This is a genomic window from Bacillus testis (genome assembly GCF_001243895.1).
GTDB lineage: Bacteria > Bacillota > Bacilli > Bacillales > DSM-1321 > Bacillus_AD > Bacillus_AD testis.
In genome coordinates this window covers 3,020,813-3,047,552 of record NZ_LN851186.1, presented here as the reverse complement: position 1 = coordinate 3,047,552, position 26,740 = coordinate 3,020,813, and the positions used below count along the sequence as shown (strand labels likewise).

Below are 26,740 nucleotides of genomic sequence, written 5' to 3'. Positions count from 1 at the left end.
GGGGCGTTATAGTTGAAGATCACACATGTTGTGAAAGTGTTTTTACTATTATTTGTCTCGACGGCATTTATATTTAGTTTTACGTATTTCGGCGTAAAAGCATATGATGATTTCTTTAAAGAAGAGGGCCTGTTTGCTGAGAATACAAAAGTAGGAACCTATGACATCGCTGGAAAGACAAGGCAGCAGGCCGAGAGAATGCTGCAGGGTGCTGCTGAGCAATGGAAGAAAGGCACAGCCATCACGTTCGTGTTCAAGGAGCGATCCTATCAAATAGATAATTCAATATTTCAATTTAATATATCGGAGACGCTGACATCCGCCACTGCCGGCAAAGCGAATGGAATGGTTGTCATCGTTGACCGGCAAGCCCTGGCCGAACAGATGAAGGATACATCTTATAGCCTCAATCCGGATGCTTACAATGTTACGCGCCTACAGCAGGAATTAACGTCCAAAGCAAGCCAGCTTGACGGCGGAAAACAAACGTATCAATTGGAAGATTTCTTATTGGATCAGAGCGGACAGGATAAAGCGCTGTCAAAGGCGGATATCCATTCGCCATCCGACAATAAAGAGTTGGCCAGCTTCGTCAAGGCTGTGCCTGCTCTGACAATCAAAGGAAAAAGCACATTCTCACTTGAGAAAGCCCTTAAAGACAGCGGTACGGACGCCTATAGCCCCAAAACGCTCAATATGATCGCTTCAGCTGTTTATGGAGCGATTCTACCGACGAATTTTACGATCCTTGAACGCAATATTAGCGCTTCTTTGCCTTCTTATGCAAAATTGGGCTATGAAGCGAAAGTGTCGCCGAAAGATAGATTGGATTTGGTTTTTGCCAATAAAAATGCTTCTTCGTATACGCTCGCTTTCAGCTACAGGCAGGGATTCCTTAGCGTCATGTTGAAAGGAAGCCCTCTGCTGTACCGATATTCAGTCATCGGGAAAGAGCAGCAATTTTTTGAGCCGAAGACGATTGTTCAATACGATTCTTCGTTGCCGGCCGGATTGACAAAAGTGAAGAAGCCAGGGCAAAAGGGGCAGATGATCAAGATTTTCAGGGAAATTTATGATGAATCCGGCTCTGCCATAAAGAAAGAGCTGATTTCTGAAGATTTCTATCCGCCAGTTCCGGCGATTGAGTTGCGCAGTCTGTCTGTGCCCGCAGTCAAAGCCGACGAAACAGCTGGCCAAAATGAAGCTGAAGAAAACGATGAAGAGTCCGATCCAGCTGTGGATGAAAAACAAGCAGATGATGATCGCTTAAAAGAAACGGAACAAGAAGAGAAAACAACAGCGGACAGCAAAGAAGACAATGGGCAAAAGCCTGATGATTCGAAAGATGCCAAAAAATAATCTTTGCCCTGCGGAAATTTGAAAAATGTGGGTGATAGTATGCCACAACTAAGGAAGCGCCTCGGCGATCTATTGGTGGAATCCGGTTTAATCACAAATGAACAGCTGCAAAAGGCATTAGAAGAGAAAACGCCCAAACAAAAGCTAGGGGATGCCTTGCTGCAAAAAGGGTTTATTACAGAGCAGCAATTGATCGAAGTGCTCGAGTTCCAATTGGGCGTTCCTCATGTCAGCCTGTATCGATATCCCTTCGATACGTCATTGTTCAGTGTGGTGCCAAAGCAAATTGCTAAAAGAAATTTGATTGTGCCGCTTAAGAAAGAGGCAGATAAATTATACGTGGCGATGGCAGATCCGATGGATTTCTATGCGATTGATGATCTGCGCTTATCCACCGGCTTTGAAATCGAAACGGCCATTGCCACAAAAGATGATATTTTAAGGACAATCACTAAATATTACGATGATGATGAAGGGTTGGAAGAGATTCTATCGAGTGCTCCAGTCAATCAGGATAGCCAGGAAGAAGAGAGTGTCGAACAGAATTCGCCTGTTGTCCGCTTGGTCAATTCGATTATTTTAAATGCCATTACCCAAAAGGCCAGTGACATCCATATCGATTCCCAGGAAACCAAGCTTGTCATCCGTTACCGGATTGATGGTGTCCTCAGAACTGAGCGTGTGCTGCCGCGCCATATGCAAAATGTGTTGATTGCCCGGATAAAGATCATGGCCAAATTGGATATTACGGAACACCGGATTCCACAGGATGGGCGCATCAAAATGATGCTTGAATTCCGGCCCGTGGATATCCGTGTATCGACGCTGCCGACCATCTATGGCGAAAAAATTGTCTTGCGGATATTGGATATGAGCGCATCGCTCAATGATCTCGACCGCCTGGGATTTAATAAGCTCAATCTGCAGCGGTTCCATTCCATGATCGAGCAGCCGACCGGTATTGTCTTGATCACAGGTCCGACAGGGTCGGGGAAATCTTCGACACTATACGCGGCCCTTAATAAGCTGAACAACGAAGAAGTCAATATTATAACAGTTGAGGACCCCGTTGAATACCAGCTGGAAGGCATCAACCAAATTCAGGTTAACAGTCAGACCGGCATGACATTTGCAACCGGCCTGCGCTCTATCCTTCGCCAGGATCCCAATATCATCATGGTCGGAGAGATCCGTGACCGCGAAACGGTTGAAGTGGCGATACGCGCTTCACTTACGGGCCATCTGGTTTTAAGCACCATCCACACAAATGATTCTCTGTCTACGGTTACTAGATTGATGGATATGGGGGTTGAGCCGTTTTTAGTGGCATCGGCCTTGAGCGGTGTGGTGGCCCAACGTCTTGTCCGCAAAGTTTGCCGGGATTGCGCAGAAATACATGAGCCCATGAAACGTGAGGTTGAGATTTTTGCCAAACGGGGAATGAAAATCGATAAAATCACGCGCGGCCGAGGATGCGCATCCTGCAATATGACCGGCTATAAAGGAAGGATCGCTATCCACGAAATCCTGGTGATCAATGATGAAATGAAGCGGACCATCATCAATGGCGAAGCATTCACGAAACTTAAGGAACTGGCAATAAAAAATAAGACGGTTTTCCTTATTGATGACGGATTATTAAAAGTAAAGCAAGGATTGACGACGACAGAAGAAATTTTACGGGCTGCGATTTTGGAATAGAGGGGTACGTATGAAACAAACAGTCGATTTAATTTTAAGAGCCGCCTATGAACTAAAAGCCTCGGATGTCCATCTGACCGTAGGTGTGCCCCCGATCATGCGGCTGAATGGGGAATTGAAAAAATACGGAAAGCATGTGCTGATGCCGGCAGAAACAGAGCAAATGGCAAAGACGATGGTGCCTGAGGGAATGTGGGAGGTTTTCAAGGAACGGGGCGAGCTTGATTTTTCCTATGCCGTACAAGGCATTTCCCGATTCCGGGTTAATGCTTATAAGCAGCGGTCCAGCATTGCGTTGGCCGTCCGGATTGTCCCCACCCAAATACCGACACTTGAAGAATTGGATTTGCCGCTCATCCTAAAGAGGGTGGCGGATAAGCCGCAGGGCCTCTTTTTGGTTACGGGGCCGACCGGGAGCGGCAAAAGTACGACGCTCGCAGCTATCATCCAATATATGAATACGGTGATGCGCAAGCATATCATTACATTGGAAGATCCGATTGAATATTTGCACAAACATAATACCTGCATCATTGATCAGCGTGAGGTAGGATTCGACACAGGCAATTTTGCAAACGGCTTGCGCGCTTCTTTGCGCCAAGATCCAGACATCATTCTTGTCGGCGAAATGCGCGACCTGGAAACAATCCATACGGCCATTACGGCTGCCGAAACCGGCCATCTGGTATTAGGTACGCTTCATACCTCGAGTGCCCCGTCGACGATCGACCGGATTATTGATGTCTTTCCGCCGGCACAGCAACCGCAGATCCGCATCCAGTTGGCATCTGTATTGGTCGCCATCATGTCGCAGCGGCTTTTCCCTACAGCCGACAAAAAGGGCCGTACAGCAGCTACGGAAATCCTAATTAATAATGCTGCTGTCTCCAATTTGATCCGCAATGAAAAAATCCATCAGATTGTGAACATTATGCAGACATCAAGGGCGCAGGGAATGCATACATTGGATAGCAGTATTAAAGAACTTGTCCAAAAAGGAATCATTACCAAAGAAGCGGCAGATCCATTCATCGGGAAAAAGGTGGAATAAATGGCCAAATTCCAATATACAGGGCGGGACCGCAAAGGGAAAACCCAAGGGAACCTTGTTGCCAGTTCGAAGCGCGAAGCAGTGGTGAAATTAAGCCAGTCCGGCATTAAAGTCACAAGCATAGAAGAAGTCCAGCAATCAGTTCTATCCAAGAATATTACGATCGGCAATCCGGTCAAACTTCACCAGTTCGTCATTTTCCTGCGGCAATTCTCAACATTGCTCAAGGCCGGCGTGACGATGGTCGATACAACCCGCATCCTGGCTGAGCAAACCGAAAATAAACATCTGCGTTCTGCGCTTCTGGATATCGAACAAGATTTGCGGGAAGGGAACCCCTTTTCAGCCGCCAGTTCCAAACACACACGCATATTCGCTCCTATGTTCATCAATATGATCCGTGCCGGAGAAGCCGGAGGGAATATGGATGAATCACTGGACAGGTTGGCTGGCCATTATGAAAAACAGCATGCGACCCAGCAGAAAATTAGGTCGGCGCTTGCTTATCCCGTCGTAGTGGGCATCATGGCCATTGCTGTTCTGATTTTCTTGTTGGTGGCCATTGTGCCGACATTTGTCGATATGTACGCCGATTTTGGCGGCGATTTGCCCGCCATCACTGTGTTCGTCCTGAAAGCCAGCCATTTCATGCAGTCGGCTTGGTATGTCCTTGTAATTATATTGATTGCACTGATTGCTTTTATTTCTTTTTTCAGCAAGAACAGCAGGACGAAATATTATTTTGATTTGTTCATACTCCGGCTGCCGGTCTTCGGCAAAATGATGCAAAAAGCAGTGTTGGCACGGATGACAAGAACATTAAGTTCCTTGTTTTCCTCATCGGTGCCGATTTTGCAGGCCATGAATATCGTGGAGGAAGTTGTCGGCAATGAAGTGATCGGAAACGTGGTGAAAGAATCGCGCGACGCCTTGGAGAAAGGGCAATCGATCACGCTGCCGATGAAAGCGCACTGGGCCTTTCCGCCGCTTGTCACGCAAATGATTGCCATCGGCGAACAGACCGGGGCGCTCGACACGATGCTCAATAAAGTGGCCGACTTCTATGAGCGTGAAGTGGAGGTAGTCACCGACCAATTGAAATCGCTCATCGAGCCATTAATGATCGTCATCCTGGCAGCGCTCGTCGGGACCATCGTCATCTCCATCATGGTGCCTATGTTCGATATATTCAACCAGGTGAACAAACAGTAATTTTACAATAGATGAAAAAGAAAAATATGTTAATTAATGTATTTTATTGTATAATTAATAAGGTAATAGTAGTAAGTAAAATGAACTAGAGGGAAGGGAAGTAAATGAAAAAATTAATGAAGAAACTAAGGGATACTCTGAATAACGAACGGGGCTTGACGCTGATCGAACTATTGGCTGTCGTCGTTATTCTTGCCATCATCGCGGCAATTGCCATCCCAAGCATCGGCGGGCTTTTGGATAATACCAAGAAAGATGCACATATTGCCAATGCTGAGCAGATGATCAGTTCGGCACGTTTAGCGGTTACCGCAGATAAAACATTAACCACGGATCAATATTATTTGTCGTTGCAATATTTATATGATGAAAACTATATTGAAAAGATTAAAGACCCTGATGGCGGTGAATATGAGGCAGGAGTAAATGATACAACGAAACCTATTCCAAGTGCTGCTCCAAGCGGTTCTTATGTTGAAGTAACAGACGGTAAGATCACTGCAGTAAAGCTTATAAATAATGGGGAAGGAAAGAAAGATAGGGGTATACAAACTTCAGGTGGCGCTGCATTTGCTTTATTTAGTGAAAACTCTACTACTCATAAAATTGAATCAAACGAGTTGACAAGAAAAAGTATAGCCGATAATACAAAACCTCCAAAACCAGAAGGTAAATAAGTATATTTTATGATTCTTTTAATCAGTCTATATCTCTTCACCCTAGGCCTAGTACTCGGCTCATTCTATAACGTAGTAGGGTTGCGCGTTCCTATGAAACAATCAATAGTGAAGCCGCGCTCTTCCTGCCCGAAGTGCAAGCATGTATTAAGTGCCGGTGAATTGGTCCCGGTTGGTTCATATATCATACAGAAGGGGAAATGTCGGAGCTGCAAGGCTCCGATTTCTCCGCTTTATCCGTTGATGGAATTATTAACGGGTGTGTTGTTTGCTATTTCCCCTTTGTTGATTGGATGGAGTAGTGAACTTCTTTTTGCTTATGCGCTGATATCGTTATTGGTCATTGTGACGGTTTCGGATCTGGCGTATATGCTTATTCCTGACAAAATTTTAATCGTGTTTGCCGGCATTTTTCTCGTCCTCATGCTCTTTTTAGATTCATTGAATCCGATTGACTCGCTGTTGGGGGCAATTGTCGGTTTTGCCTTGCTGCTGTTGATTGCGCTTGTCAGCAAAGGAGGCATGGGCGGCGGGGATATCAAGCTGTTTGCTGTATTGGGGCTGGCACTTGGCGTGAAGCTGACGCTTTTGGCTCTGTTTTTCTCCGTTTTTTATGGAGCGGTGATTGGCATCATCTTAATGGCAGCGGGCGTAGTGAAGAAAAAGCAGCCCGTTCCTTTTGGCCCTTTTATCGCCCTTGGTGCACTGACCTCTTATTATTTCGGCGCCAGCATTGTCCAGTGGTATTTTGGCGTGCTGCTATAGCAATACATATGTAAGGAGACTTATTATGGCTTTCTCTCTCTTCAACAGAAGCAATAAAACAATCAATCTTGAAATCACTGACCATAGCATCCGATATGCCGAAATGAAGCCGGGCAAACTGCCGAGCATCCACAAATCTGGTGAGTTTTTATTGCCAGCGGGAATTGTCAGGGGTGGCCGAATCATCGACATTGAGACATTGAAAGCAATCCTTGACCAATGCGTAGCCGATTGGCGGATCAATAGAAGGCAGGTCCGTTTTATGGTGCCGGATCAATTTGTTGTGATGAAAAAGATTATGATTGACCAGGAAGTGAATGAAGATGAAATAGAAGGGTATTTGTATCTGCAATTGGGGACTTCCATTCATTTGCCTTTTGAGGAACCTGTGTTTGATACGTATATTCTGGGGGAAGCCGACGGACAAAAAGAGGTTCTGTTGTTTGCTGCTGCAGAAGAGGTGATTCTTCAATACCAGCAGTTGCTGGCCCAATGCAAATTAACGCCAGTGGTGGCAGATATATCTTCGTTGGCGGCTTACCGGTTGTACCATCAGTTAGATTTGCCGCAGCGTGGGGAACATCTTCTTATTTTGCAGTTTGGCTTGTATGGCGTCATGATTTCCATCTTTTCCGACGATACTCCGCTCTATTTACGCCATATCCTCATTCCGGCTGACCAGGAAATATGGGAAAGGGAACCGCTTGATGAAGGGAACTATCGTTGGGTGATGAACGGGGACGAAGAGGATTATTTTCAATTGATGGAAGATGTCTATAAAGAAATCGAAAGAGTGGTTTCTTTCTATAAATATAATATGAATAATAGCCTGAACGAAGTGACCAGAGTGGTTTTGTTCGGCGACCATCCTTTTATGCCTCGAATCGAGAAGAATTTAAAAGAACGTTTCCCTATGGAACTGAATTGGTTGGGTGACGAAAGACTGCAAGCGCTTGGCGATATTGAGCAAGTTTCTTCTTATTATTCTGTAGCAGGCCTCGGCTTGAGAGGGGGGCTATAGATGCTGATTGAAATTAACCTTCTTCCCAAAAAACAGCCGAAACACTATTTATTCGCTATTTTGTTAGGTGTTGTACTGGTTGTCTTAATCGGTGCATCCGTTTACTTGTTTGGGATGTTCAATCGTGACAAGCAGCATGTTGCTCATCTTGAGCGGCAAATTCAATCCGCTCAGCAGTTGGCGATCATTGAACAACAAAAACAGGATAGCAATGAGAAGGCTGATTCCTTTGTGCAGCTGCAGAAGCTGGTTGATTGGTCTGAAAAGTATCCGATCAAGACGGTTCCTTTATTGAAAGTGCTGGTGTCATTGTTGCCTGAAAGGGGATTTTTTATGGACTTTTCCTATGTTTCTGAGGGAGATGTCCAGTTAACTGTTCAATTCGATTCAGCTAGACAGTCTGCACAATATCTAGATGATCTTGTACATTCGAAATGGATCCGTGATGCCAAACTTTCCTCTTTGTCAACGAAACCAGCCATAAAAGCTGAAACACAGACTGAAGATGATGTCCAACAAGAGAACGAAGAGAGCAAAAAAGATAACGGCCCTGTTCCTGGAGATCCAGAACAAGAAAGCGAGAAGAAGCAATCCGTCCATGGCACAGGAACAACTGATCAATTGGAAAACGGCCAATACTTACCTCGTTATACCGCCCAATATGAGGTGAAGTTGAATAAAGAGTTTATCCAGAAGCAAGCGCAGCCCTCTGAACAAGGAAGTTCACCCGGCGAATCGAAAGGAGATGGTGAATGATGAATGCCTCTCTATCGAAGAAGCAGATGCTGATCGTGGTGGGTGCGTCCCTTTTGGCAGCTATCGTCATCGCAGTCCTGTTCTTCTGGAAAGTATACCCTATGCAGAATTCAATCGTTCTGAAAGAGCAGGAGCTTCGCAATCAGGAAAATGTCGTGGCTGCATTGCAATCAAAAGCAAAGCCGGTTCAGGAAGTATCCTTTGAGAAAAGTACCCAGCTGCAGAAGAAACTGCCGGTAAAGCCTCTTGTCCAACAAATTGTAATGAATATTGAAAAAGCCGAAACGATTTCCAACAGTTTCGTTCAAAATATGTCGTTCTCCGAAGACGGAACAGGTGGGGAAGGAGAAAGTAATACCGTCTCTGCTGCCCAACCAGGAGTAGAAGGGTTGCAAAAGATGACGGTGACGTTGAATGTCCAATCGCCCACTTATAAAGAATTGAATGCCTTTTTGTCGACGATTGAAGGCATGCAACGGATATTGACCATTGATAATCTTACGTTTACGGGGGAAGAAGAAGTAACGTCGATCGAGCAGTCGGCAGCTCCTTTGGATTACAGCCTAACTGTTTCTGCTTACTATGCGCCTGCCCTCCAAGATTTAGAGAAGGATCTGCCGGCAATGGACAAGCCACAACCGGGACGAAAGGCAAATCCCTTCAATAATCACGAAGACAGCGATCAATAACAAAGAAATATTTCCTAAGCAATCAGAGAGAAAAAGGAGCTGGGGAACGTGGCGGCTGCGAAAAATGAGAGAGGATTGACTTTAATAGAGGTTTTGGCTGTGATGGCCGTCCTGAGTATACTGGCTGCCATCGCTGTCCCGACTTTCCTGAAAACCATCGATGGGATGAGGAAGCAGGCTTATGTGGCGAATGCACTGGCTCTTAAGGATGCTGCTGCCTTTTATATAAAGGACTTGATTGTCCATGAAGAAGAGGTTCCTGCTGAAATTACGTATAACTTGCTGGTCGAGCAAAAATATATCGAAGGTATTAAAGATCCTGATACTAAGGCGATGTGGGATCGCTACAATACTAGTTATCTAACGACAGAAGGCGAAACGGTATCCAAAGTGTGCATGCACGGCGACAAACGGAATTTATGCGGAGATGATGGACGTACGGCTGTCAGTGTTCATAAGCTGGCTAAAGAGGATGTCATCGATAAATGAGAGAATTTGGCGAAAGCTATTAGGGATGAGACGACAAAAGTCTTGTTCTTTTTTTTATTCTCTGTGATACGATGGGCAAAAGCCGGGAGAAGGGGGGATTCTCATGGACAAGCTAGAGCGGAGAAATACCATTACCATCACATTAAATGAGGACATTAAACCGAAAAAACAGGGGAAATCAGCGAAAGCGCCGGACAGGCAGGAGGCCGCTGAACAAAAGCCAGTCCAGCCGGTGGAAGAAATGCAAGAAACTCCGGCGGATGCCGGCGAGATAGAGTTTGACTGGAAGCTGCCGGCGGAGGAACCGGCGCTAAACAAGCAGCAAAACTCCATTTTTTCAGAGAACGTTAAGCAAAAAAAAGTATTCCGTAAAGGCAGGGGCATTCAACACTTATTCGTTATTGTGACAATCGCTGTGTTGATCGGTTCAGGGTTTACATATATAGCATTGAAGACGATAACCAGCAAAGACCCTTCCAGCAAAGAAGCGTCTGCCTTGTTGGAAAACCAGGCTGAAACGGTGCCTGCTCCGGCTGCGGGCGAAACGGTTGCTGTCTCGCCATTGAAGATATCCATGGTGCAGGGAGGAGTGTTCAGCAATAAAGAAGCAGCCGAAAAAGGAAAGCAGCTATTCCATTCCAAAGGCATGCCAGCCATTGTTTTTGTACAGCAGGAAAAGTATTACGTGCTGCTTTTTGCCGGCGATAATCTGGCCCGAACGAAACGGATCGCCCAGGAGTACCGCAATAAAGGCATCGATTCCTACTGGAAGGAGTTTTCCTTAGAGACAGCTAAAGGCCGGAAGGTTACGCCAGCAGAAGCAAAAGAGCTGGAGGCTGTACGCACTCTTTACCGGGAACTGGCCACTTCTTCTTCTGCACATATGCTGGCTGCCAAGGAGAATCATGATGCCAGTATCCAACATGCAGTAAAGCAATTGAAGCAAGCGACTGGCGACGATAAAGGCATACAAAAAGTCGCCGGACCTCTGCTGAAAGCCGCCGAAGTGAACGGCTCAGGGGAATCCGTGAAAACCGCGCTTGAAACCCAGGAGCAGCTGCTTAATTTTCTCCTTGCCTACCAAGACTATATTAAATAGTGATCATGCATGATCGGTCGAATGCAGCCCTTTTAGAGAGATGAATCTAAAGGGTTTTTTTATATTTGTGCTTTTGGAGGCTTATAGAAATATTTGTCGAAAGCCGTATTGTGAACTAAGATAAACTTTGGTACGATGGATTTGTATCTCTCTTTTTAAATTTGGTAAAGGTTTAGGTGGCTCACATGAAATCATTGTTATTAGCTTCTTCATCACCTCGTAGGCAAGAACTCCTCAAACTGTTGGACATACCCTTCCACACATTTTCCTCAGATATTGATGAAACAATCCCACCGGGCATTTCCCCTGCAGAGGCAGTGAAACAGCTTGCTTACAAGAAGGCAGAGGCAGCCATAAAAAGTCATCAGGAGTCTATAGTGATCGGCTGTGATACAATAGTGGTGCATAATGGCCGCATTCTTGGCAAGCCAGAGAGCAGGGAAGATGCCTTCAGAACTTTATCGCAGCTTTCAAATCAAACCCATAGTGTGTTTACAGGGGTATGCATGATGACGAATGAATCGTATAGATGTTTTTATGAAGAAACAATCGTTACGTTCTGGGAGCTGGATTCCCAAGATATTCATGCTTATATTGACAGCGGCGAGCCTTTTGATAAAGCGGGATCCTATGGAATTCAGGGGAAAGCGGCATTATTCGTCAAAGAGATCCAAGGCGATTATTATAATGTCGTAGGTCTTCCTGTATCCCGCCTTGCTCGAGAATTATCCTCATTTCGCTGAAATATCGCGGCTTATGCAGCCTTCCTCCGTATTCGGTTGACAAAAATAGGAAGGAAGATGCTTTTTGAGCGGTACGATGATGATAAGAGATTTTCCCAACAGCGAACGCCCGCGTGAACGCTTTTTGCGTGATGGCCCGGCAAGCCTTTCCAACCAGGAATTGCTTGCGCTGTTGGTCAGGACGGGTACGCGGAATGAATCCGTTCTGCAACTGTCGGAAAGATTGATCAGTACATTCGATGGCCTCAGGATGCTGAAAGATGCATCCATCGAGGAGTTGACCAGTATTAAAGGGATGGGCGAAGCAAAGGCAATCCAAATATTGGCAGCAGTAGAAATAGGGAATAGGATCAACAATCTCTGTTATACTGAAAGATATGTCATCCGTTCACCGGAAGATTGTGCGAACTATTGCATGAATGACATGAGATTTCTATCTCAGGAACATTTTGTCTGCCTGTATCTGAATACAAAGAATCAGGTATTGCACAAGCAAGCCGTTTTCATCGGCAGCCTGAACGCTTCCATTGTCCATCCAAGGGAAGTCTTTAAAGAAGCATTCAGAAGATCGGCGGCTTCCATTATCTGTGTCCACAACCATCCTTCCGGAGACCCTACTCCAAGCAAGGAAGACATCGATGTGACCAAGAGATTGATAGAATGCGGCAAATTAATTGGCATAGACATATTGGACCATTTAATCATTGGCGAGAAAAAATATGTTAGTTTGAAAGAAAAAGGATATTTATGACACTACCATAATATTTGACGATGTAATATAATATTATTTATGATTTTTTAGTATAGTGTCAAAAATAATGAAAAAAATACAGTGGTTTATACTATGATTGTGAATCACTTTAACTTGATCGAAGTTGAGAAAGGGAGATACATTCATGTTTGGTATTGGAACAAAAGATCTTGGTATAGATTTGGGCACAGCTAATACGCTGGTATATGTGAAGGGCAAGGGGATTGTTGTCAGAGAGCCTTCCGTAGTGGCATTTGAAACAGATTCTAAACAAATTAAAGCTGTCGGTAATGATGCCCGCAATATGATCGGGCGTACGCCTGGGAATGTGGTTGCAATGCGCCCTATGAAAGATGGCGTCATCGCTGACTATGAAACAACAGCTACAATGATGAAATATTATATGAACCAAGCCCAGAAGAAAGGCGTTTTTGCGCGTAATCCATATGTTATGGTTTGTGTGCCTTCAGGCATTACTGCTGTTGAGAAAAGAGCGGTAATTGATGCGACTAGACAAGCTGGCGCACGTGATGCTTACACAATCGAAGAACCGTTCGCGGCTGCCATCGGAGCTGATCTGCCAGTTTGGGAACCAACAGGAAGCATGGTTGTCGATATTGGCGGCGGTACAACAGAAGTGGCCATCATTTCATTAGGAGGCATCGTGACAAGCCAATCTGTCCGCGTAGCCGGAGATGAAATGGATGAAGCGATCGTAAACTATATCCGCAAAACATATAACTTGATGATCGGTGAACGTACAGCGGAAGCAGTTAAGGTGGAAATCGGTTCTGCCGGCGATGCGGAAGGAATCGAGAATATGGAAATCCGCGGACGCGACCTGCTGACAGGACTTCCAAAGACAATTGAAATCACGGCTGAAGAAATCTGTGAAGCTTTGCATGATACTGTTTATGCGATTGTTGATTCCGTGAAAAATACATTGGAAAAAACACCGCCTGAACTAGCAGCGGATATCATGGACCGCGGCATTGTCTTGACTGGTGGCGGCGCATTGCTTCGCAACTTGGATAAAGTCATCAGCGATGAAACAAAAATGCCTGTCATTATCGCTGAAGATCCATTGGATTGCGTTGCAATCGGCACTGGTAAAGCATTGGATCATATCCATGAATTCAGAAGTCGTGCAAAATTATAATAAATAAGTCTTAAATCTCTTGGCATTCTCCTGTATACTGGAGAATGTGAAGAGATTTATTATTCTTGTCGAATAATTCAATCCATTAACTCACAACTACTTATTATGTATATAGAGGTGTAATCATGCCACAGTTTTTTCTAAACAAAAAACTTATCGTGCTTCTCATAAGTATCATCATTCTCGTGGCATTGATTGGCTTTTCATTAAAGGAAAAAGAAAATGTGAGCTGGCCTGAGCAATTTGTGAAAGATACCGCCGGTTTCTTCCAACAAATATTTCATGCGCCTGCACAATTCATAGCCGGGTCTTTTGAGGATTTACGCAATCTGCAAAAAACATATGAAGAGAATGAAAAGCTTAAGGCACGACTGGATGAATATGTCCAATTGAAGGGACAAGTCCAGGAGCTTAAGAATGATAATGAAGAATTACGTGCAATTTTGGACAAAAAGGACGATTTAAGCAAGTATTCGCCGATCCATGCTACTGTCATCGGCCGTAACCCGGACAGATGGCAGGAAAACATCCAAATCAATAAAGGGACTCATCATGGGGTCGAGAAGAATATGGCTGTCATTACATCCAAGGGATTGATCGGTAAAGTGAAGTCGACGACTTCTTTACATTCGACCGTCCAATTAGTTACTTCAATGGATCCTAAACACCGGATTTCCGCACAAGTTCAGATTGGCAAGAACAAGGCCTTCGGTTTTATCGAAGGATATGATACGAAGAAGAAGCGTTTGCTGCTGAAGAAAATCGATACAGATGTGAAGGTCAAAAAAGGCTCAGTTGTAACCACTTCAGGATTGGGGCTTGTTTTCCCTAAAGGATTGCAGATCGGTACAGTCGAAAGTGTGAAGGTCGACCAATATGGATTGACCCAGACTGCTTACGTGAAGCCGTTTGCCGATTTGGGCGATATTGAAAATGTAATGGTCGTGAATCCGGCATTAGATAAGAACCCTGATAAATCTGAAGTTAATGTTGAGGAGGGCGGACTGTGAGAAAGTTTGCTATTCCATTAGCCGCCGCTCTCATCTTCATTGTTGAAAGTGTGTTTGTCAGCATTTTTTCGGGAAATCTGTTCAATAGCGATTGGATAGTTGTACCGCGCTTTATTATGATCTTCCTAGTGTTTTTCGCGGTATACGGAAAGTATTGGCCTGCCCTTTGGTATGGCATGGTTTTAGGTTTGGTCTATGATATAACGTATACGGAAATTTTGGGGATCTATCTGTTTATGTATCCGATTGTCACGTATATGATTTCCAAGACCATGAAGATTTTGCAGAATAATCTATTGATTGTCTCCATTATGTCTTTGTTTTCCATTGTCATGCTGGAATTCATCGTTTACGGCTTTAACCTGATTTTAGGTTTCACGGATTTTACCGTTCAAGAATTCCTGGCGATTCGATTGCTGCCAACGTTGCTGTTAAATGCGATCGTGCTATTGGTGGCTGCGTATCCGCTTAAACAATTGTTTCTTAAGAATGCGACTGAGGACAGCGGTGGAGATACATTATTCATGAAGTAAAGGTATGCGTTCGTATCAGGTATTAACAGGATAATACTATGATTGGATAGAATATAGAATTGTTGAGGTGGATGTGCGTGATTAATAATAGAAACATGCAGAGTGTTACGATAAAAGGCACAAAAGATGGACTAACGCTTCATCTTGATAATTCTAGTTCTTTTGAGGATATTGTCGCAGAACTGAAAATAAAGCTTGCCACTTCTTATAAAGCGCAAAAAGATGAACCGCAATTAAGCGTAAATGTACATACGGGCAACAGACAGTTTTCTCAGGAAGAACAAGAAAAACTGGTTTCTGTCATTGAAGGGAACCATAAGCTGGTGGTTGAAAAGATCAGTTCGAATGTCATTACGCTTGAGGAAGCGGACCAATTATTGGGCAAAAGCGAAATCAAATCACTGGCAGGCATCGTCCGTTCAGGCCAAGTGCTCCGGGTGCCCGGCGATTTATTATTGATCGGTGATGTGAATCCGGGCGGCGTCATCCGGGCCGGAGGCAATGTTTTTGTGATAGGAACAATCAGGGGTTCTGTCCAGGCCGGCTGCAACGGGAACGAACAAGCAGTCGTGGCTGGCGGAGCCATTACGTCTGCACAGATCAGCATCGCTGATGTACATATTACGACGGTTACAGCTGTGCCGGAAGATCAATTGAATCTTCACTGCGCCTACCTGGACGAAGATCATCATATGCAATTTGACCGAGTCCAAGTTTTAAAAGATATTAGACCGAATTTAACTAGATTAGAAGGGGGAATCTAATCGTGGGTGAAGCTATTGTGATTACTTCTGGCAAGGGTGGAGTCGGAAAGACAACAACCACCGCAAATATAGGAACAGCACTCGCCATTTTAGGGAAAAGAGTGTGCTTGGTGGATACAGATATCGGTCTACGCAATCTGGATGTAATCATGGGACTGGAAAACCGGATTATTTATGACCTTGTTGACGTGATTGAAGAGAGATGTAAGATTCATCAGGCGCTGGTAAAGGACAAGCGTTTTGACGATCTGCTTTATCTTCTTCCGGCTGCTCAGACAAGCGATAAAAACGCGGTGAGCCCTGAGCAAATGCATAAGCTTATTACTGAGCTGAAGCAGGATTATGATTACATTATTATTGATTGCCCGGCAGGCATTGAGCAAGGATATAAGAATGCCGTTGCCGGAGCTGACCGCGCCATCGTCGTTACTACGCCAGAGAAAGCTGCAGTAAGAGATGCGGACCGTGTAATCGGTTTGCTTGAGAAGGAAGAAAACGTTAAGGAATTGAAGCTGGTGATCAACCGTATCCGTGCCCATATGGTCAGCAATGGGGATGTAATGGATATAGATGAAGTGGTTGAACACTTGCGAATCGACCTTATTGGCATTGTCGTTGACGATGATGATGTCATTAAGGCATCCCATAAAGGTGAGCCGATCGCGCTTGATCCGAAAAACTCGGCATCTATCGCCTACCGCAATATAGCGCGCCGGATACTGGGTGAATCCATTCCTTTGAAGCCGATGGAGCAGACGCAACTCGGCATGTTTGCCAGATTGAAAAGAATATTCAGTGGGCGTTAAATGATAAAAAAGCATTCAGTATACAAGCTGAATGCTTTTTTTATGCCCTTCGTTATCCGCGCTTTTTATCTTCTTTCCTGTGTTCTGTTGCCTTGTGCTTTTGAGGGTATAGTTTGGACAAGGGGTTCATATAGTGGTAGTACGAATCTGTATGGAAAAGGAGCCTATGCATATGATGACTGATCAAAGAAGGAGAGAGATCCACAACCGGATTAGGAAGATGAAAAAAGCGCAGGAACAGCAGGGCGATCATGGAGAATCCCAGCCTTACACGTCTTCTTATCCTCCCTCGTACGCAGGAAGCGAAGACGTGAAATATCCTTTGTTCCGGAAGGATTTATTTCTGCTGAAGGTGCTTGGCGCTGTCCTCCTGTTCGTTGGTGTGGCGCTCATGTACAAATATCCGACTGCCCGTCTCGAACCGGCAAGGAAGGCAGTCGCTTCTTCATTTGAAAAAGAATTGCAGTTTGCGTATATCACAGATTGGTATGAAGATACATTCGGCAAACCGATTGCATTTCTGCCTTCTGACCGTGAGGAGAGGAAAGAGACGGTTCAACCTGTTAATTCGACGTATGCCGTTCCCATCGCAGGAAGTATAACGGAAGATTTTAAAAGCAACGGGGAAGGCGTCTTGCTTAAGAGCGGCCAAAATGTCAAAGTCGGCGCCATCGACAATGGCACTGTGATCTTTGCCGGAAAAAAAGAAAAATGGGGCAATACAGTGGTCCTGCAGCATGCCGATCAGAGTGAATCATGGTATGGAAACTTGAAGTCATTATCTGTCGGTTTATATGAAGACATACAAAAAGGACAAAAACTCGGCGTTGTTTCAGATGCCGGGTCGGGAAACGGGAAAATGTTTTTTGCCGTAAAGAAGAATGAGGCATTTATCGATCCAAGCCAGGTGATTACCTTTGAATAAATATTTGAAAGTGATGGCGAAGGTAAGGGTCCATCCTATTACATGGCTGGTGATGGGGATAGCCGTATTGACCGCTCATTTTCAGCAGTTGATCATGCTTTTGATTGTCGTTTTCTTTCATGAAATGGGCCACGCCTGGATGGCAACGCGTTATAAATGGCGCATTAAGTCGATCACCCTGCTGCCGTTTGGGGGCGTAATGGAAACAGAGGAATATGGAAACCGCTCCATTAAAGAAGAAGTAAACGTCATTGTTTTCGGCCCCCTGCAACATTTATGGCTGTTTGCTTTGGCATATGGCTTATTTGCGGGCGGTTTTCTATCAGAGGTTTCCTTTTTGACTTTTGCTTATATGAATGCGTCTATATGCCTGTTCAATTTGCTGCCATTATGGCCTTTGGATGGCGGCAAACTATTGTTTTTATTCCTTTCCATCCGCTTGTCGTTTTTGAAAAGCCATAAGTGGATGCTCCAATTCTCTTTATTGTTCATCATGCTTTTGGTGCCGCTCAGCATCTGGCTGCAGCAGTTCTCATTGAATATGTGTATTATTATGGCTTTTTTGCTGTTTTCAATCGCAATGGAATGGAAGCAGCGCCATTATATTTTCATGAGGTTCCTGTTGGAAAGGCATTACGGAAAGAACAAGGAAGTTCTCCAGCTGAAGCCGATCAGAGTGGATGAGAATGAAAAGCTATACAGTCTCTTGCAATATTTCCAAAGGGGATGCAAACACCCTGTCATCGTGACCAATCAAGGCAAAGAAAAAGGCGCTTTGGATGAAACGGAAGTATTGCATGCTTATTTCACAGAAAAAAGAACAGGAGATAAAGTTGGCGACCTGTTATATTCCTACTGAATATGGTATCCTTGCAGATATCGCGTGGCTAATCCCAGGGGACTCTTTAATGGGAACAGAAGATGAATTGAAAACACAGGAGCTCCATGGCGGAAAAATGGAAGTATGGTTGGATCCCATACCTTCGTTTTCTGAATGCATGGAGCTTTTTTACGGATAGCCAAGCACAATGAAAGAAAGGGTCAGATATGAAAACAATCTTAGTGAATGCGATTGGCAGGGAAAACAGAATAGGCGTCCTGGATGCTGGGGAGCTGCAAACATTGCATATTTGGAATCATCAACAGCGGAGCCTTGTCGGCAATATCTACGTGGGGCAAGTAGAAAAAATAGTGCCCGGAATGGATGCCGCGTTTGTGCGTTTCGGCCCGCATAAAAATGGTTTCCTCCATCGTGCAGATATTGCAAAGCCATCAACGAAGACAGAAAAGGACATCAGCAAAATCATTACCCAAGGCGAAAAAATTATGGTTCAGGTTGTCCGTGATGAGAATGAACACAAGGGAGCCCGCCTGAGCGGCTATGTTGAGGTGTCTACTCCCTTTATGGTTTATACGCCAGGGCAGGGTTATGTGGCTGTCTCAAAAAAATTAGACCATCACATGCGTGAACGGTGGAAAGATATCGGTGAAAAACATCAGGAGAATGGGGAGGGCATGCTGATCCGCACAGAAATGGCCGAAAAAGACGAGTCCTTCTTTGAGCATGAATTGAAGAAGTGCCGAGGAAAATACCGCCAATTGCAATCGCTGGCAGCCGGCCAAAAAGCGCCCGGTCTTCTGTTTGAGAAAAACCAATTGATCGGCCTGATTCAGCAGGAGATGAAAAAGAATGAGACGGGCATTTGTGTAGTGGATGATTTTAACCTTTATCAACAATTGCAATCGTTAGCCGGCGAGGAATGGGAACTTCGCTATCATCGAGACCCGGAAGATCTATTTTTGGCCATGCATGCAGAGCAACAATTGAAACGGTTATACAAAAACATCGTCTGGCTTGATAATGGAGGGTTCCTTGTGATCGAGGAAGGGGAAGCCATGACCACCATCGATGTGAATACAGGAAAATTCACGGGAAAAAAAGATAAATCCGAGACTATACAGAGCACCAATCTGAAGGCGGTGCGCCTAGCGTTTTCCCAAATCAGGCTAAGGAATATAAGCGGCATGATTTTAATCGATTTCATCAATGGCGGCGACCGTGCTGAACTCTTGCGCGCCGTCAACAGAGAGGCCAAGAAGGATTCGATGACAGTGAAAATCGCCGGGTTTTCAGACCTGGGCATACTGGAGCTTACCAGAAAGGTCACTTCTCCCTCCCTAAGGCAGCAAACGACGGAACCATGCCCAGTCTGCCAGGGGAGCGGCCGTGTGGAAAGCAGCCAGTCCGCCGCCTTCAGACTGGAGAGGGAGCTCTATCAGGAACGGAAAAAGAATCTCAGCTTAATCGAGGTGGAAGTTTCTGCGGATGTTCTTCAGTGGTTTTCCGGAGAAAATACTGTCTTTAAAGACCGGCTGCAATCTGAAATGGGATGCGAGCTTTGTTTTACAGTCAAAGATTCCCTGTATCCGTATTTCCGGATTAGACGGCTTTCATAACCAGCAGAACAAATACTCGGCGAAACAAGTTGACATATTCCTGTAAAACATGATAATATTCTTTTGTTATGTTTGTAGCGCACCATGCTACAACCGCACGGAGCAGGTTTTTAAAAGCAGTTGCCGCTGGCAATTCACCTGTGATAGGCGAGTCTTAGTCATTATGAGGAGGTGCAAGTATGTACGCAATTATCGAAACTGGTGGTAAACAAATCAAAGTAGCTGCAGGCGATGTAGTTTATGTTGAAAAACTAAACGCTGCTGAAGGCGAAGCTGTTACTTTTGATAAAGTTTTATTCGTAGGTGGAGACAACGTGAAAGTGGGCAGCCCGCTAGTTGAAGGCGTTACTGTAACAGGTAAAGTTGAAAAACAAGGCCGTCAAAAGAAAATCACTGTTTTCAAATACAAAGCGAAGAAAAACTACCATAAGAAACAAGGTCACCGTCAACCATACACAAAAGTTGTTATTGAAGCAATCAATGCGTAAGGTTTGTCTATGATTACCGTAAAAATCGACTATAACCATGATGAACAGATTCAATCTTTCACCATGAGTGGTCATGCTGATTTTGCGAAACGTGGTCAGGATATTGTTTGTGCCGGAGCATCGGCAGTTTCTTTCGGAACTGTCAATAGTATCCTAAGCTTGACCGATGTCAAGCCGATACTTGATACGAAGGGCAACGGAGGTTACCTCTATTGTGAGATTCCTTCCGATCTATCGGACGAGTCTCGGGAAAAGGTGCAGCTTCTTTTGGAAGCGATGCGTGTTTCCTTGCAAACAATCCAAAGAGATTATGGAAAATATATAAAAGTAATCCTTAATAAATAGGAGGTGGACTCGATGTTAAGATTAGATCTTCAGTTCTTCGCTTCTAAAAAGGGAGTAGGTTCTACAAAGAACGGACGTGACTCTCAAGCAAAACGCCTTGGCGCTAAAGCTGGCGACGGTGAAACAGTTACTGGCGGTTCAATCCTTTACCGTCAACGCGGTACAAAGATTTACCCAGGTGAAAACGTAGGCCGTGGCGGAGACGATACTTTATTCGCGAAAGTGGACGGAGTTGTTCGTTTCGAACGTTTCGGACGTGACCGTAAAAAAGTAAGCGTATATCCAGTAGCTCAAGAAGCTTAATGTTTATTCAAGAAAGCTCTAACCTATTAGGTTAGAGCTTTCTTGTTTTTCGGGGCTTAGCCGCGAAAAAAGGTTGCTTGTGTACTAAATAAATCGTTGCTCACTATGAATTATATTCCGCAAAGAATAGCCCTCCTAACAATTATCGTTAACATTCATTTCTTTTCTGCTATACTAAACAATAGATGCGTACAAAGATAAAATGATGTATTGGACCGGTGAAGTCTGTTTGGCTCCATGCTTACAAATGGGGGAATATGTCTGGCCCATAGCCAGTGCCTTGTCCATAATAGGCATAGGAAACATTAGATTGTCTGCCGGACTCGATAGAGATACTTTACTGTTAGTTCGCTAAAAAGTGAAGGATAGTAGGAGATTATTTAATTATGGATAAAAACTGGGGTATCGTCGATCTATTAAGTTGTTCGCGCCATGATTGGCTCAATAAAATCCAGCTTATCAAAGGAAATATTGAATTAGGGAAAATGGACCGTGTAAAAGCGGTTATTGATCAGATTATCATGGAATCAAAGAATGAAACGAAACTGTCCAATTGCCGTATGCCCAAGCTGGCAGCATTGCTCCTCACAAGCAATTGGAGGGGGTTTCCATTCGCGGTTGAATATGAAGTCCTTGCCGCCATCGCATGCACAGAGCTCATTGACAAGCATATGTGCGCATGGATGGAAGCGTTTATGATGGAACTTAGTTCATCGTTGAATGTCTTTGATGAAAATGAGCTGAAGATCTTGATAGATGAAACAGGGCAATCCATCCGATTTACCTTTGAATTGCAGGGCAAGATAAAAGTACAAGAAAAGCTGGCCTCCTATCTGGATAAAAGTCCAGAGTTGGCCGCGTTAAGCGTAGATACATTTACAGAAGAAATGCTCGTGTTCCATTTGGATTGGCTCAAATGAGAGAGTCCTGTATAATGGCAACAACACGATGTAAACAAAAGAGGAAGTGATTAGATGTTCGTCGATCAAACGAAAATTTATGTAAAAGGCGGAGACGGCGGTAATGGGATGGTTGCATTCCGCCGTGAGAAATATGTGCCGAATGGCGGGCCGGCTGGCGGAGACGGAGGCAAGGGAGCCAATGTTGTCTTTCAAGTGGAAGAAGGGTTGCGTACACTCGTTGATTTCCGTTATAAAAAACATTTCAAAGCACCCCGTGGTGAACATGGCATGTCCAAAAGCATGCACGGCAAGAATGCGTCTGACTTAATCGTTAAAGTCCCGCCGGGAACAGTCGTTAAAGACGAAAAAACCGGCCAAATCATAGCCGATCTAGTTGAACATGGACAGCAGGCCATCATCGCCCGTGGAGGCCGTGGCGGCCGTGGAAACATCCGTTTTGCCACACCTGCCAACCCTGCGCCTGAAATTGCAGAAAACGGCGAACCAGGACAGGAAAGAAATGTTATTTTAGAACTGAAAGTGTTGGCTGATGTAGGGTTAGTCGGTTTCCCGAGCGTTGGGAAGTCAACGCTGCTTTCAGTGGTCAGTGCAGCGAAGCCTAAAATAGCTGAATACCACTTTACGACGATTACCCCTAATCTTGGTGTAGTAGAAACAGAAGATAACCGCAGCTTTGTCATGGCTGATCTTCCAGGGTTGATCGAAGGGGCTTCGGAAGGTGTCGGACTCGGGCACCAGTTCCTTCGCCATATCGAACGCACACGTGTCATTGTCCACGTCATTGACATGTCTGGGCTTGAAGGCCGCGACCCATATGAAGATTATTTGACAATCAACAATGAATTAAAGGAATATAATCTGCGCTTGACGGAACGCCCGCAAATCATCGCAGCCAATAAAATGGACATGCCTGATTCAGAGGAGAACCTAAAGGCCTTTAAGGAAAAAATCGGCGACGAGCATCCAATATTCCCGATTTCTACACTTACGCGGACAGGAATTCGCGACCTGCTGTTCAAAGTGGCTGATACATTGGAAGAAACGCCGGAATTCCCTCTTGACCATGAGCTGGAAGAAGAGAATGGAATCCATCGCGTCATGTACAAATTCGAGAAGGATACAGAAGAGTTTGAGATCACGCGTGAACCGGATGGACGTTTTGTGGTAACCGGCGATAAGATTGAGCGTTTATTCGTAATGACCGACTTCAATCGGGACGCATCCGTTGCCCGTTTCGCAAGACAATTGCGTTCGTACGGTGTGGATGACGCTTTAAGGCAGCGTGGAGCGAAAGACGGCGATATCGTTAAGATATTGGAATTCGAATTTGAATTTGTCGAGTAATTTCTTGGGGTGAAAGCTGTGAAAAAGAATGACCATAAATTCTATTTGGTCCGTGAGGATGTGCTTCCGGAAGCGATGCAGAAAACGCTGGATGCCAAAGAGCTGATTCAGCGCGGAAAGGCGGAATCGGTCTGGGAAGCTGTACAGAAAGTCGATTTAAGCCGGAGCGCTTTCTATAAATACCGCGATACGGTTTTCCCGTTCCATACCATTGTGAAAGAAAAAATCATCACTTTATTCTTCCATTTGGAGGACCGCTCCGGAACTCTGTCAAAATTGCTGCAGATCGTAGCTGATTCAGGCTGCAATGTCCTGACGATCCATCAGACAATCCCTATTCAAGGACGCGCGAATGTGACGTTGTCCTTGAATGTCAGCTCCATGAAAATCGATATCGAAGGCTTGCTTTCCAACCTAAAGAAGCTGGAGTTCGTTGATAAAGTGGAAGTGCTTGGGTCAGGCGCCTGACCAATAGGAAATGAAAGAGTAAAGAAGCGAATGGTCCCGGATCATTCGCTTCTTTACATTTTTGGTGTCGTTCGAAAATTAGCTCTTCATAAAATAAGCGCCAGTAAGGCATCCGATTAAAGTTTCACTTTATGATTGTAAAAATTTTCGAAATAATCTAACATAGAGCAATATACATACACATAAGGGAGCAGTGATGACAGTGAAGATTGTTTATTTAGGCCCGAAAGCCACTTTCAGCCATTATACAGTAACAAAAGCATTTCCTAATGGGGACATAGAACCGAGAATGACAATTCCGGAATGTCTGGATGCTGTTCTTGACGGGACGGCTGATGTTGCAGTGGTTCCCTTGGAGAATGCGTTGGAAGGGTCTGTAACAATCACGATAGATTATCTGGTCCATGAAGCAAAGTTGCCCATACAGGGCGAAATCAATACGCCGATTCAGCAGCATTTAATGGTCCATCCACAGTGGGAAAATGATTGGAAAGAGATCCAAATGGTTTATTCACATTCACATGCAATCGCACAATGCCACAAATTTCTCCATAAAGAGCTAAAAGGTGTGCCGAGCGAAAATAGCTCATCCACGGCTGGAGCCGCGCAATATGTGCTTCACAATAAGGATGTAAAGATTGCGGCGATAGCAAGTGAGATGGCAGCTAGGGAATATGGCCTGTCAATCGTGCGACCAAATATCCAGGATTATTCGCACAATATGACGCGCTTTATAGCTGTCTCCCGCGAGGCAGTCGATTTATCGGAGGCGCAGGCAAAGAGAGAAGGCATGAAAACGACCTTGATGATCGAATTGCCCGATGATTATGCCGGTGCCCTGCACCAGGTCCTTTCAGCTTTTTCTTGGAGAAAGTTGAATTTGTCAAAAATAGAATCGCGCCCGATGAAAACGGGTCTGGGAAATTATTTCTTTTTGGTCGATATCGATATGGCGATGGATGACGTCCTGCTTCCCGGAACCATTCAGGAGTTGGAAGCGCTTGGCTGTAAGGTCACTGTATTGGGCAGTTATCGAAGTTTGGTTATAGAAGGAATGAATGGCTGAGGATGCTATATACATAAAAAAACAGGTTGCCACATGTTGGGGCAGCCTGCTTTTTTTTATGACTGTCTGTCGATCAGGAATCCGGCTTTATCCAACGCTTCTTCTGCTTCATCCAAGGCTTTGTTAGATGGAGCGGAGATCGTGTGCAAATGGATGCCATCCGTCAATTGTGAAAGGAAAGCAGCTTGTGTCGATTTCACTCTATCAATGAATTGCTTTACCTCTCTGCGGTTGCTGACCATAATGGATGCCACCAAATCGCCGTAGACCGGATGCTCAATGCTGACATCCTTTACTGTGACACCGATATCAACCAGAAGCTGCAATTCAAGCTCGGCGTCCTCAGGGGAGTGCTGGCATGCAATCGTCCGTTCATATTGAACAGGTTCTGTGGCAGGCTGCATGTACAGATAGCCTTGGGAGGTAGCGATGATTGGTTCATTCATGGCTTTCAACAAAGTAATATCGCCAACGATCACCTGCCTGCTGACATTCGCTTTTTTGGCTAAGTCTCCGCCCTTTACCGGTTTGCCGCTGCTCTTGAGGATATGCAATATTTCTTGTCGTCTTTCTTCCCCCAATAGTTTCGGGCCTTTTTCCATAATCTATCTCCTTTATGTATGATGAATTCTTGGTTCGGTCTGCAAAATGCTTATCAGGGCTTCTGTGAGTTCCTGGCATTGTGCAATTGTGTGTGATTTCCCGAAGGAAACGCGGATTGTTGCATTCGCTTCATGTTCCCTTTTTCCGATAGCCAGCATAGCCTTCGATGGGGATTTCGAGCGGCTTTGGCAAGCACTGCCCGCAGAGACGCAGAAACCTCTGCGATTTAGTTCCATCATAACATATTGCCCGGTGTATTCAGAAGAAAACAAACAAAGAATGTGGGGCAACTGCCGATCTGGCGGGCCTTCAATGCATTCCAGCGTTATTTTGGTTTCCGAAAGCCGCTTCAGAATAGTTTCACGCAAATTCTTGATATGTGCCAGGCTGGCATCCCTCTGCTGCACGTATTCATCTGCGGCGACTGCGAAGGCATATGCGCCGGCAATGTTTTCTGTTCCAGCCCTAAAGCCGGATTCATGCGGGATCGCTTGGCGCGGCGGTTGCAAAGATTGGATGGCCGGAAAGATAAGCGCACCAGATCCTTTCGGGCCGCCGACCTTATGGCTTGATATAGACAGGCTGTCTGCGCAATCAAAGACTGAAGATATCGGCAGCTTTCCGAAAGACTGGACACAGTCAACATGCAAGAATGCAGGTCGATTTGATAGGAGCTCAGCAATTTCCTTGATCGGCTGAATGATGCCAATTTCCGAATTGACGTGCTGTACAATAACGAGGCAGGTTGTCTCTTTTAACAATGTTTTGAAATGGCGGATATCAATTAACCCGTTCGGAAGATGCTGAATATAATCCACTTCGTATCCAATAGTTTGTAAATAATCCAGTTCATGTAGGATCGAAGGGTGTTCCATTGATGATGAAATAATATGGTTGCACGCTTTGTTCGAATTATGGATGAGTGTCTGGATGGCAAGCATGTTGCTTTCGGTTCCGCCGCTTGTAAAGATGATATTCCGGCTGCTGCATGGGATTGTCTGGGCTATAAGCTGCCGCGAATAGTCCAGAAGATCAGCGGCTTTGCTGCCTTCGTCATGCAGGGAGCTGGCATTGCCATATATGAGTTGCGAGGCTTCTAAGTAGCTGTCTAACGCGGCTTGCGAAATGGGGGACGAAGCGGCGTAATCGAAATACTTCAAAAAAATAACCTCCTTGGCGATTATGCTACCACCAGTCTATGAATCTTGTTAATAGATGTCAAGACATATGTAA

30 protein-coding genes and 1 other annotated feature are annotated in these 26,740 nt (G+C 44.9%); of the genes, 28 read left to right on the top strand and 2 right to left on the bottom strand.

What is annotated here, in order from left to right:
* Positions 1-12: 12 nt before the first annotated feature.
* From BN1765_RS15200 to pheA, 28 genes are all read left to right on the top strand, one after another.
* Positions 13-1,359: a G5 domain-containing protein gene (locus BN1765_RS15200; protein WP_050615932.1), complete on the top strand. Its 1,347-nt coding sequence runs from the start codon at positions 13-15 to the stop codon at positions 1,357-1,359.
* A gap of 39 nt (positions 1,360-1,398) precedes the next feature.
* A complete protein-coding gene (locus BN1765_RS15195) occupies positions 1,399-3,060 on the top strand; it encodes a GspE/PulE family protein (protein WP_050615931.1) in 1,662 nt (553 codons plus the stop codon).
* Between the two features lie 10 nt (positions 3,061-3,070).
* Positions 3,071-4,111 (top strand): type IV pilus twitching motility protein PilT, encoded by a 1,041-nt coding sequence (locus BN1765_RS15190; RefSeq protein WP_050615930.1) that lies wholly within the window; start codon positions 3,071-3,073, stop codon positions 4,109-4,111.
* Positions 4,112-5,323 carry a type II secretion system F family protein gene (locus BN1765_RS15185; protein ID WP_050615929.1) on the top strand — a complete coding sequence of 404 codons (1,212 nt, stop codon included), beginning with the start codon at positions 4,112-4,114 and terminating at the stop codon, positions 5,321-5,323.
* 104 nt (positions 5,324-5,427) lie between these two features.
* Positions 5,428-6,000 carry a prepilin-type N-terminal cleavage/methylation domain-containing protein gene (locus tag BN1765_RS15180; protein ID WP_069203041.1) on the top strand — a complete coding sequence of 191 codons (573 nt, stop codon included), beginning with the start codon at positions 5,428-5,430 and terminating at the stop codon, positions 5,998-6,000.
* A 9-nt stretch (positions 6,001-6,009) separates the two neighbouring features.
* Positions 6,010-6,765: a prepilin peptidase gene (locus tag BN1765_RS15175; RefSeq protein WP_050615928.1), complete on the top strand. Its 756-nt coding sequence runs from the start codon at positions 6,010-6,012 to the stop codon at positions 6,763-6,765.
* A gap of 25 nt (positions 6,766-6,790) precedes the next feature.
* Positions 6,791-7,786, top strand: a complete 996-nt coding sequence (gene pilM / locus BN1765_RS15170; RefSeq protein ID WP_050615927.1) for a type IV pilus biogenesis protein PilM — start codon at positions 6,791-6,793, stop codon at positions 7,784-7,786.
* Positions 7,787-8,542 (top strand): hypothetical protein, encoded by a 756-nt coding sequence (locus BN1765_RS15165; protein ID WP_050615926.1) that lies wholly within the window; start codon positions 7,787-7,789, stop codon positions 8,540-8,542.
* Positions 8,539-9,231, top strand: a complete 693-nt coding sequence (locus BN1765_RS15160) for a GspMb/PilO family protein (protein WP_050615925.1) — start codon at positions 8,539-8,541, stop codon at positions 9,229-9,231. Before BN1765_RS15165 ends, BN1765_RS15160 begins: the two co-directional genes overlap by 4 nt.
* A 48-nt stretch (positions 9,232-9,279) precedes the next feature.
* Positions 9,280-9,720, top strand: a complete 441-nt coding sequence (locus BN1765_RS15155) for a type II secretion system protein (RefSeq protein ID WP_050615924.1) — start codon at positions 9,280-9,282, stop codon at positions 9,718-9,720.
* Between the two features lie 103 nt (positions 9,721-9,823).
* Positions 9,824-10,819 carry a hypothetical protein gene (locus tag BN1765_RS15150; RefSeq protein WP_050615923.1) on the top strand — a complete coding sequence of 332 codons (996 nt, stop codon included), beginning with the start codon at positions 9,824-9,826 and terminating at the stop codon, positions 10,817-10,819.
* A 185-nt stretch (positions 10,820-11,004) separates the two neighbouring features.
* A complete protein-coding gene (locus tag BN1765_RS15145; protein WP_050615922.1) occupies positions 11,005-11,562 on the top strand; it encodes a Maf family protein in 558 nt (185 codons plus the stop codon).
* A 76-nt stretch (positions 11,563-11,638) separates the two neighbouring features.
* Positions 11,639-12,313, top strand: a complete 675-nt coding sequence (gene radC, locus BN1765_RS15140; RefSeq protein ID WP_050616802.1) for a RadC family protein — start codon at positions 11,639-11,641, stop codon at positions 12,311-12,313.
* Between the two features lie 145 nt (positions 12,314-12,458).
* Complete coding sequence (locus BN1765_RS15135) at positions 12,459-13,472, top strand: rod shape-determining protein (RefSeq protein ID WP_050615921.1); 1,014 nt, start codon at positions 12,459-12,461, stop codon at positions 13,470-13,472.
* A 125-nt stretch (positions 13,473-13,597) separates the two neighbouring features.
* Positions 13,598-14,482, top strand: a complete 885-nt coding sequence (gene mreC / locus BN1765_RS15130; protein WP_050615920.1) for a rod shape-determining protein MreC — start codon at positions 13,598-13,600, stop codon at positions 14,480-14,482.
* Entirely contained in the window at positions 14,479-15,015 is a 537-nt protein-coding gene (gene mreD, locus BN1765_RS15125) for a rod shape-determining protein MreD (protein WP_050615919.1), read from the top strand. The genes mreC and mreD overlap by 4 nt, the downstream gene beginning before the upstream one ends.
* A 77-nt stretch (positions 15,016-15,092) precedes the next feature.
* Positions 15,093-15,779: a septum site-determining protein MinC gene (locus BN1765_RS15120; RefSeq protein WP_082195496.1), complete on the top strand. Its 687-nt coding sequence runs from the start codon at positions 15,093-15,095 to the stop codon at positions 15,777-15,779.
* A gap of 2 nt (positions 15,780-15,781) precedes the next feature.
* Positions 15,782-16,585 carry a septum site-determining protein MinD gene (minD, locus tag BN1765_RS15115; RefSeq protein ID WP_050615917.1) on the top strand — a complete coding sequence of 268 codons (804 nt, stop codon included), beginning with the start codon at positions 15,782-15,784 and terminating at the stop codon, positions 16,583-16,585.
* A 172-nt stretch (positions 16,586-16,757) separates the two neighbouring features.
* Positions 16,758-17,510: a M23 family metallopeptidase gene (locus tag BN1765_RS15110; protein WP_187119456.1), complete on the top strand. Its 753-nt coding sequence runs from the start codon at positions 16,758-16,760 to the stop codon at positions 17,508-17,510.
* Entirely contained in the window at positions 17,503-18,369 is an 867-nt protein-coding gene (locus BN1765_RS15105) for a M50 family metallopeptidase (RefSeq protein ID WP_050615915.1), read from the top strand. Before BN1765_RS15110 ends, BN1765_RS15105 begins: the two co-directional genes overlap by 8 nt.
* Positions 18,370-18,557: 188 nt before the next feature.
* Positions 18,558-19,967 carry a ribonuclease E/G gene (locus BN1765_RS15100; RefSeq protein WP_050615914.1) on the top strand — a complete coding sequence of 470 codons (1,410 nt, stop codon included), beginning with the start codon at positions 18,558-18,560 and terminating at the stop codon, positions 19,965-19,967.
* 81 nt (positions 19,968-20,048) lie between these two features.
* Positions 20,049-20,132, top strand: a sequence feature (ribosomal protein L21 leader region).
* Between the two features lie 14 nt (positions 20,133-20,146).
* Positions 20,147-20,455 carry a 50S ribosomal protein L21 gene (gene rplU / locus BN1765_RS15095; RefSeq protein WP_050615913.1) on the top strand — a complete coding sequence of 103 codons (309 nt, stop codon included), beginning with the start codon at positions 20,147-20,149 and terminating at the stop codon, positions 20,453-20,455.
* Between the two features lie 9 nt (positions 20,456-20,464).
* Complete coding sequence (locus BN1765_RS15090) at positions 20,465-20,800, top strand: ribosomal-processing cysteine protease Prp (protein ID WP_050615912.1); 336 nt, start codon at positions 20,465-20,467, stop codon at positions 20,798-20,800.
* 12 nt (positions 20,801-20,812) lie between these two features.
* Positions 20,813-21,103 carry a 50S ribosomal protein L27 gene (gene rpmA / locus BN1765_RS15085; RefSeq protein WP_050615911.1) on the top strand — a complete coding sequence of 97 codons (291 nt, stop codon included), beginning with the start codon at positions 20,813-20,815 and terminating at the stop codon, positions 21,101-21,103.
* 386 nt (positions 21,104-21,489) lie between these two features.
* On the top strand, positions 21,490-22,023 hold the full coding sequence (locus BN1765_RS15080) for a Spo0B C-terminal domain-containing protein (protein ID WP_050615910.1): 534 nt from the start codon (positions 21,490-21,492) through the stop codon (positions 22,021-22,023).
* A 54-nt stretch (positions 22,024-22,077) separates the two neighbouring features.
* The gene (obgE, locus tag BN1765_RS15075; RefSeq protein WP_050615909.1) at positions 22,078-23,370 is read left to right on the top strand and encodes a GTPase ObgE; all 1,293 of its coding nucleotides are present in this window, start codon (positions 22,078-22,080) and stop codon (positions 23,368-23,370) included.
* A gap of 18 nt (positions 23,371-23,388) precedes the next feature.
* Entirely contained in the window at positions 23,389-23,838 is a 450-nt protein-coding gene (locus tag BN1765_RS15070) for an ACT domain-containing protein (RefSeq protein WP_050615908.1), read from the top strand.
* Positions 23,839-24,040: 202 nt separating this feature from the next.
* Positions 24,041-24,904 (top strand): prephenate dehydratase, encoded by an 864-nt coding sequence (pheA, locus tag BN1765_RS15065; RefSeq protein ID WP_050616801.1) that lies wholly within the window; start codon positions 24,041-24,043, stop codon positions 24,902-24,904.
* Positions 24,905-24,960: 56 nt separating this feature from the next.
* Here pheA and BN1765_RS15060 read toward each other — a convergent pair whose 3' ends face one another.
* Together BN1765_RS15060 and BN1765_RS15055 are read right to left on the bottom strand one after the other, a co-directional pair.
* Positions 24,961-25,506: a transcription repressor NadR gene (locus tag BN1765_RS15060; RefSeq protein ID WP_050615907.1), complete on the bottom strand. Its 546-nt coding sequence runs from the start codon at positions 25,504-25,506 to the stop codon at positions 24,961-24,963.
* Between the two features lie 12 nt (positions 25,507-25,518).
* Complete coding sequence (locus BN1765_RS15055) at positions 25,519-26,667, bottom strand: cysteine desulfurase family protein (RefSeq protein WP_050615906.1); 1,149 nt, start codon at positions 26,665-26,667, stop codon at positions 25,519-25,521.
* Positions 26,668-26,740: the final 73 nt, after the last annotated feature.

Bases quoted from the DNA above. Each gene is read 5' to 3' on its own strand.
- BN1765_RS15165 (WP_050615926.1), top strand. From the start codon at position 7,787: ATGCTGATTGAAATTAACCTTCTTCCCAAAAAACAGCCGAAACACTAT.
- BN1765_RS15160 (WP_050615925.1), top strand. From the start codon at position 8,539: ATGATGAATGCCTCTCTATCGAAGAAGCAGATGCTGATCGTGGTGGGT.
- BN1765_RS15180 (WP_069203041.1), top strand. From the start codon at position 5,428: ATGAAAAAATTAATGAAGAAACTAAGGGATACTCTGAATAACGAACGG.
- BN1765_RS15195 (WP_050615931.1), top strand. From the start codon at position 1,399: ATGCCACAACTAAGGAAGCGCCTCGGCGATCTATTGGTGGAATCCGGT.
- obgE (WP_050615909.1), top strand. From the start codon at position 22,078: ATGTTCGTCGATCAAACGAAAATTTATGTAAAAGGCGGAGACGGCGGT.
- BN1765_RS15190 (WP_050615930.1), top strand. From the start codon at position 3,071: ATGAAACAAACAGTCGATTTAATTTTAAGAGCCGCCTATGAACTAAAA.
- rpmA (WP_050615911.1), top strand. From the start codon at position 20,813: ATGTTAAGATTAGATCTTCAGTTCTTCGCTTCTAAAAAGGGAGTAGGT.
- BN1765_RS15060 (WP_050615907.1), bottom strand. From the start codon at position 25,506: ATGGAAAAAGGCCCGAAACTATTGGGGGAAGAAAGACGACAAGAAATA.
- BN1765_RS15175 (WP_050615928.1), top strand. From the start codon at position 6,010: ATGATTCTTTTAATCAGTCTATATCTCTTCACCCTAGGCCTAGTACTC.
- BN1765_RS15110 (WP_187119456.1), top strand. From the start codon at position 16,758: ATGATGACTGATCAAAGAAGGAGAGAGATCCACAACCGGATTAGGAAG.
- BN1765_RS15080 (WP_050615910.1), top strand. From the start codon at position 21,490: ATGGATAAAAACTGGGGTATCGTCGATCTATTAAGTTGTTCGCGCCAT.
- BN1765_RS15150 (WP_050615923.1), top strand. From the start codon at position 9,824: ATGGACAAGCTAGAGCGGAGAAATACCATTACCATCACATTAAATGAG.
- pilM (WP_050615927.1), top strand. From the start codon at position 6,791: ATGGCTTTCTCTCTCTTCAACAGAAGCAATAAAACAATCAATCTTGAA.
- BN1765_RS15090 (WP_050615912.1), top strand. From the start codon at position 20,465: ATGATTACCGTAAAAATCGACTATAACCATGATGAACAGATTCAATCT.
- rplU (WP_050615913.1), top strand. From the start codon at position 20,147: ATGTACGCAATTATCGAAACTGGTGGTAAACAAATCAAAGTAGCTGCA.
- BN1765_RS15135 (WP_050615921.1), top strand. From the start codon at position 12,459: ATGTTTGGTATTGGAACAAAAGATCTTGGTATAGATTTGGGCACAGCT.
- BN1765_RS15145 (WP_050615922.1), top strand. From the start codon at position 11,005: ATGAAATCATTGTTATTAGCTTCTTCATCACCTCGTAGGCAAGAACTC.
- mreC (WP_050615920.1), top strand. From the start codon at position 13,598: ATGCCACAGTTTTTTCTAAACAAAAAACTTATCGTGCTTCTCATAAGT.
- BN1765_RS15185 (WP_050615929.1), top strand. From the start codon at position 4,112: ATGGCCAAATTCCAATATACAGGGCGGGACCGCAAAGGGAAAACCCAA.
- BN1765_RS15100 (WP_050615914.1), top strand. From the start codon at position 18,558: ATGAAAACAATCTTAGTGAATGCGATTGGCAGGGAAAACAGAATAGGC.
- radC (WP_050616802.1), top strand. From the start codon at position 11,639: ATGATGATAAGAGATTTTCCCAACAGCGAACGCCCGCGTGAACGCTTT.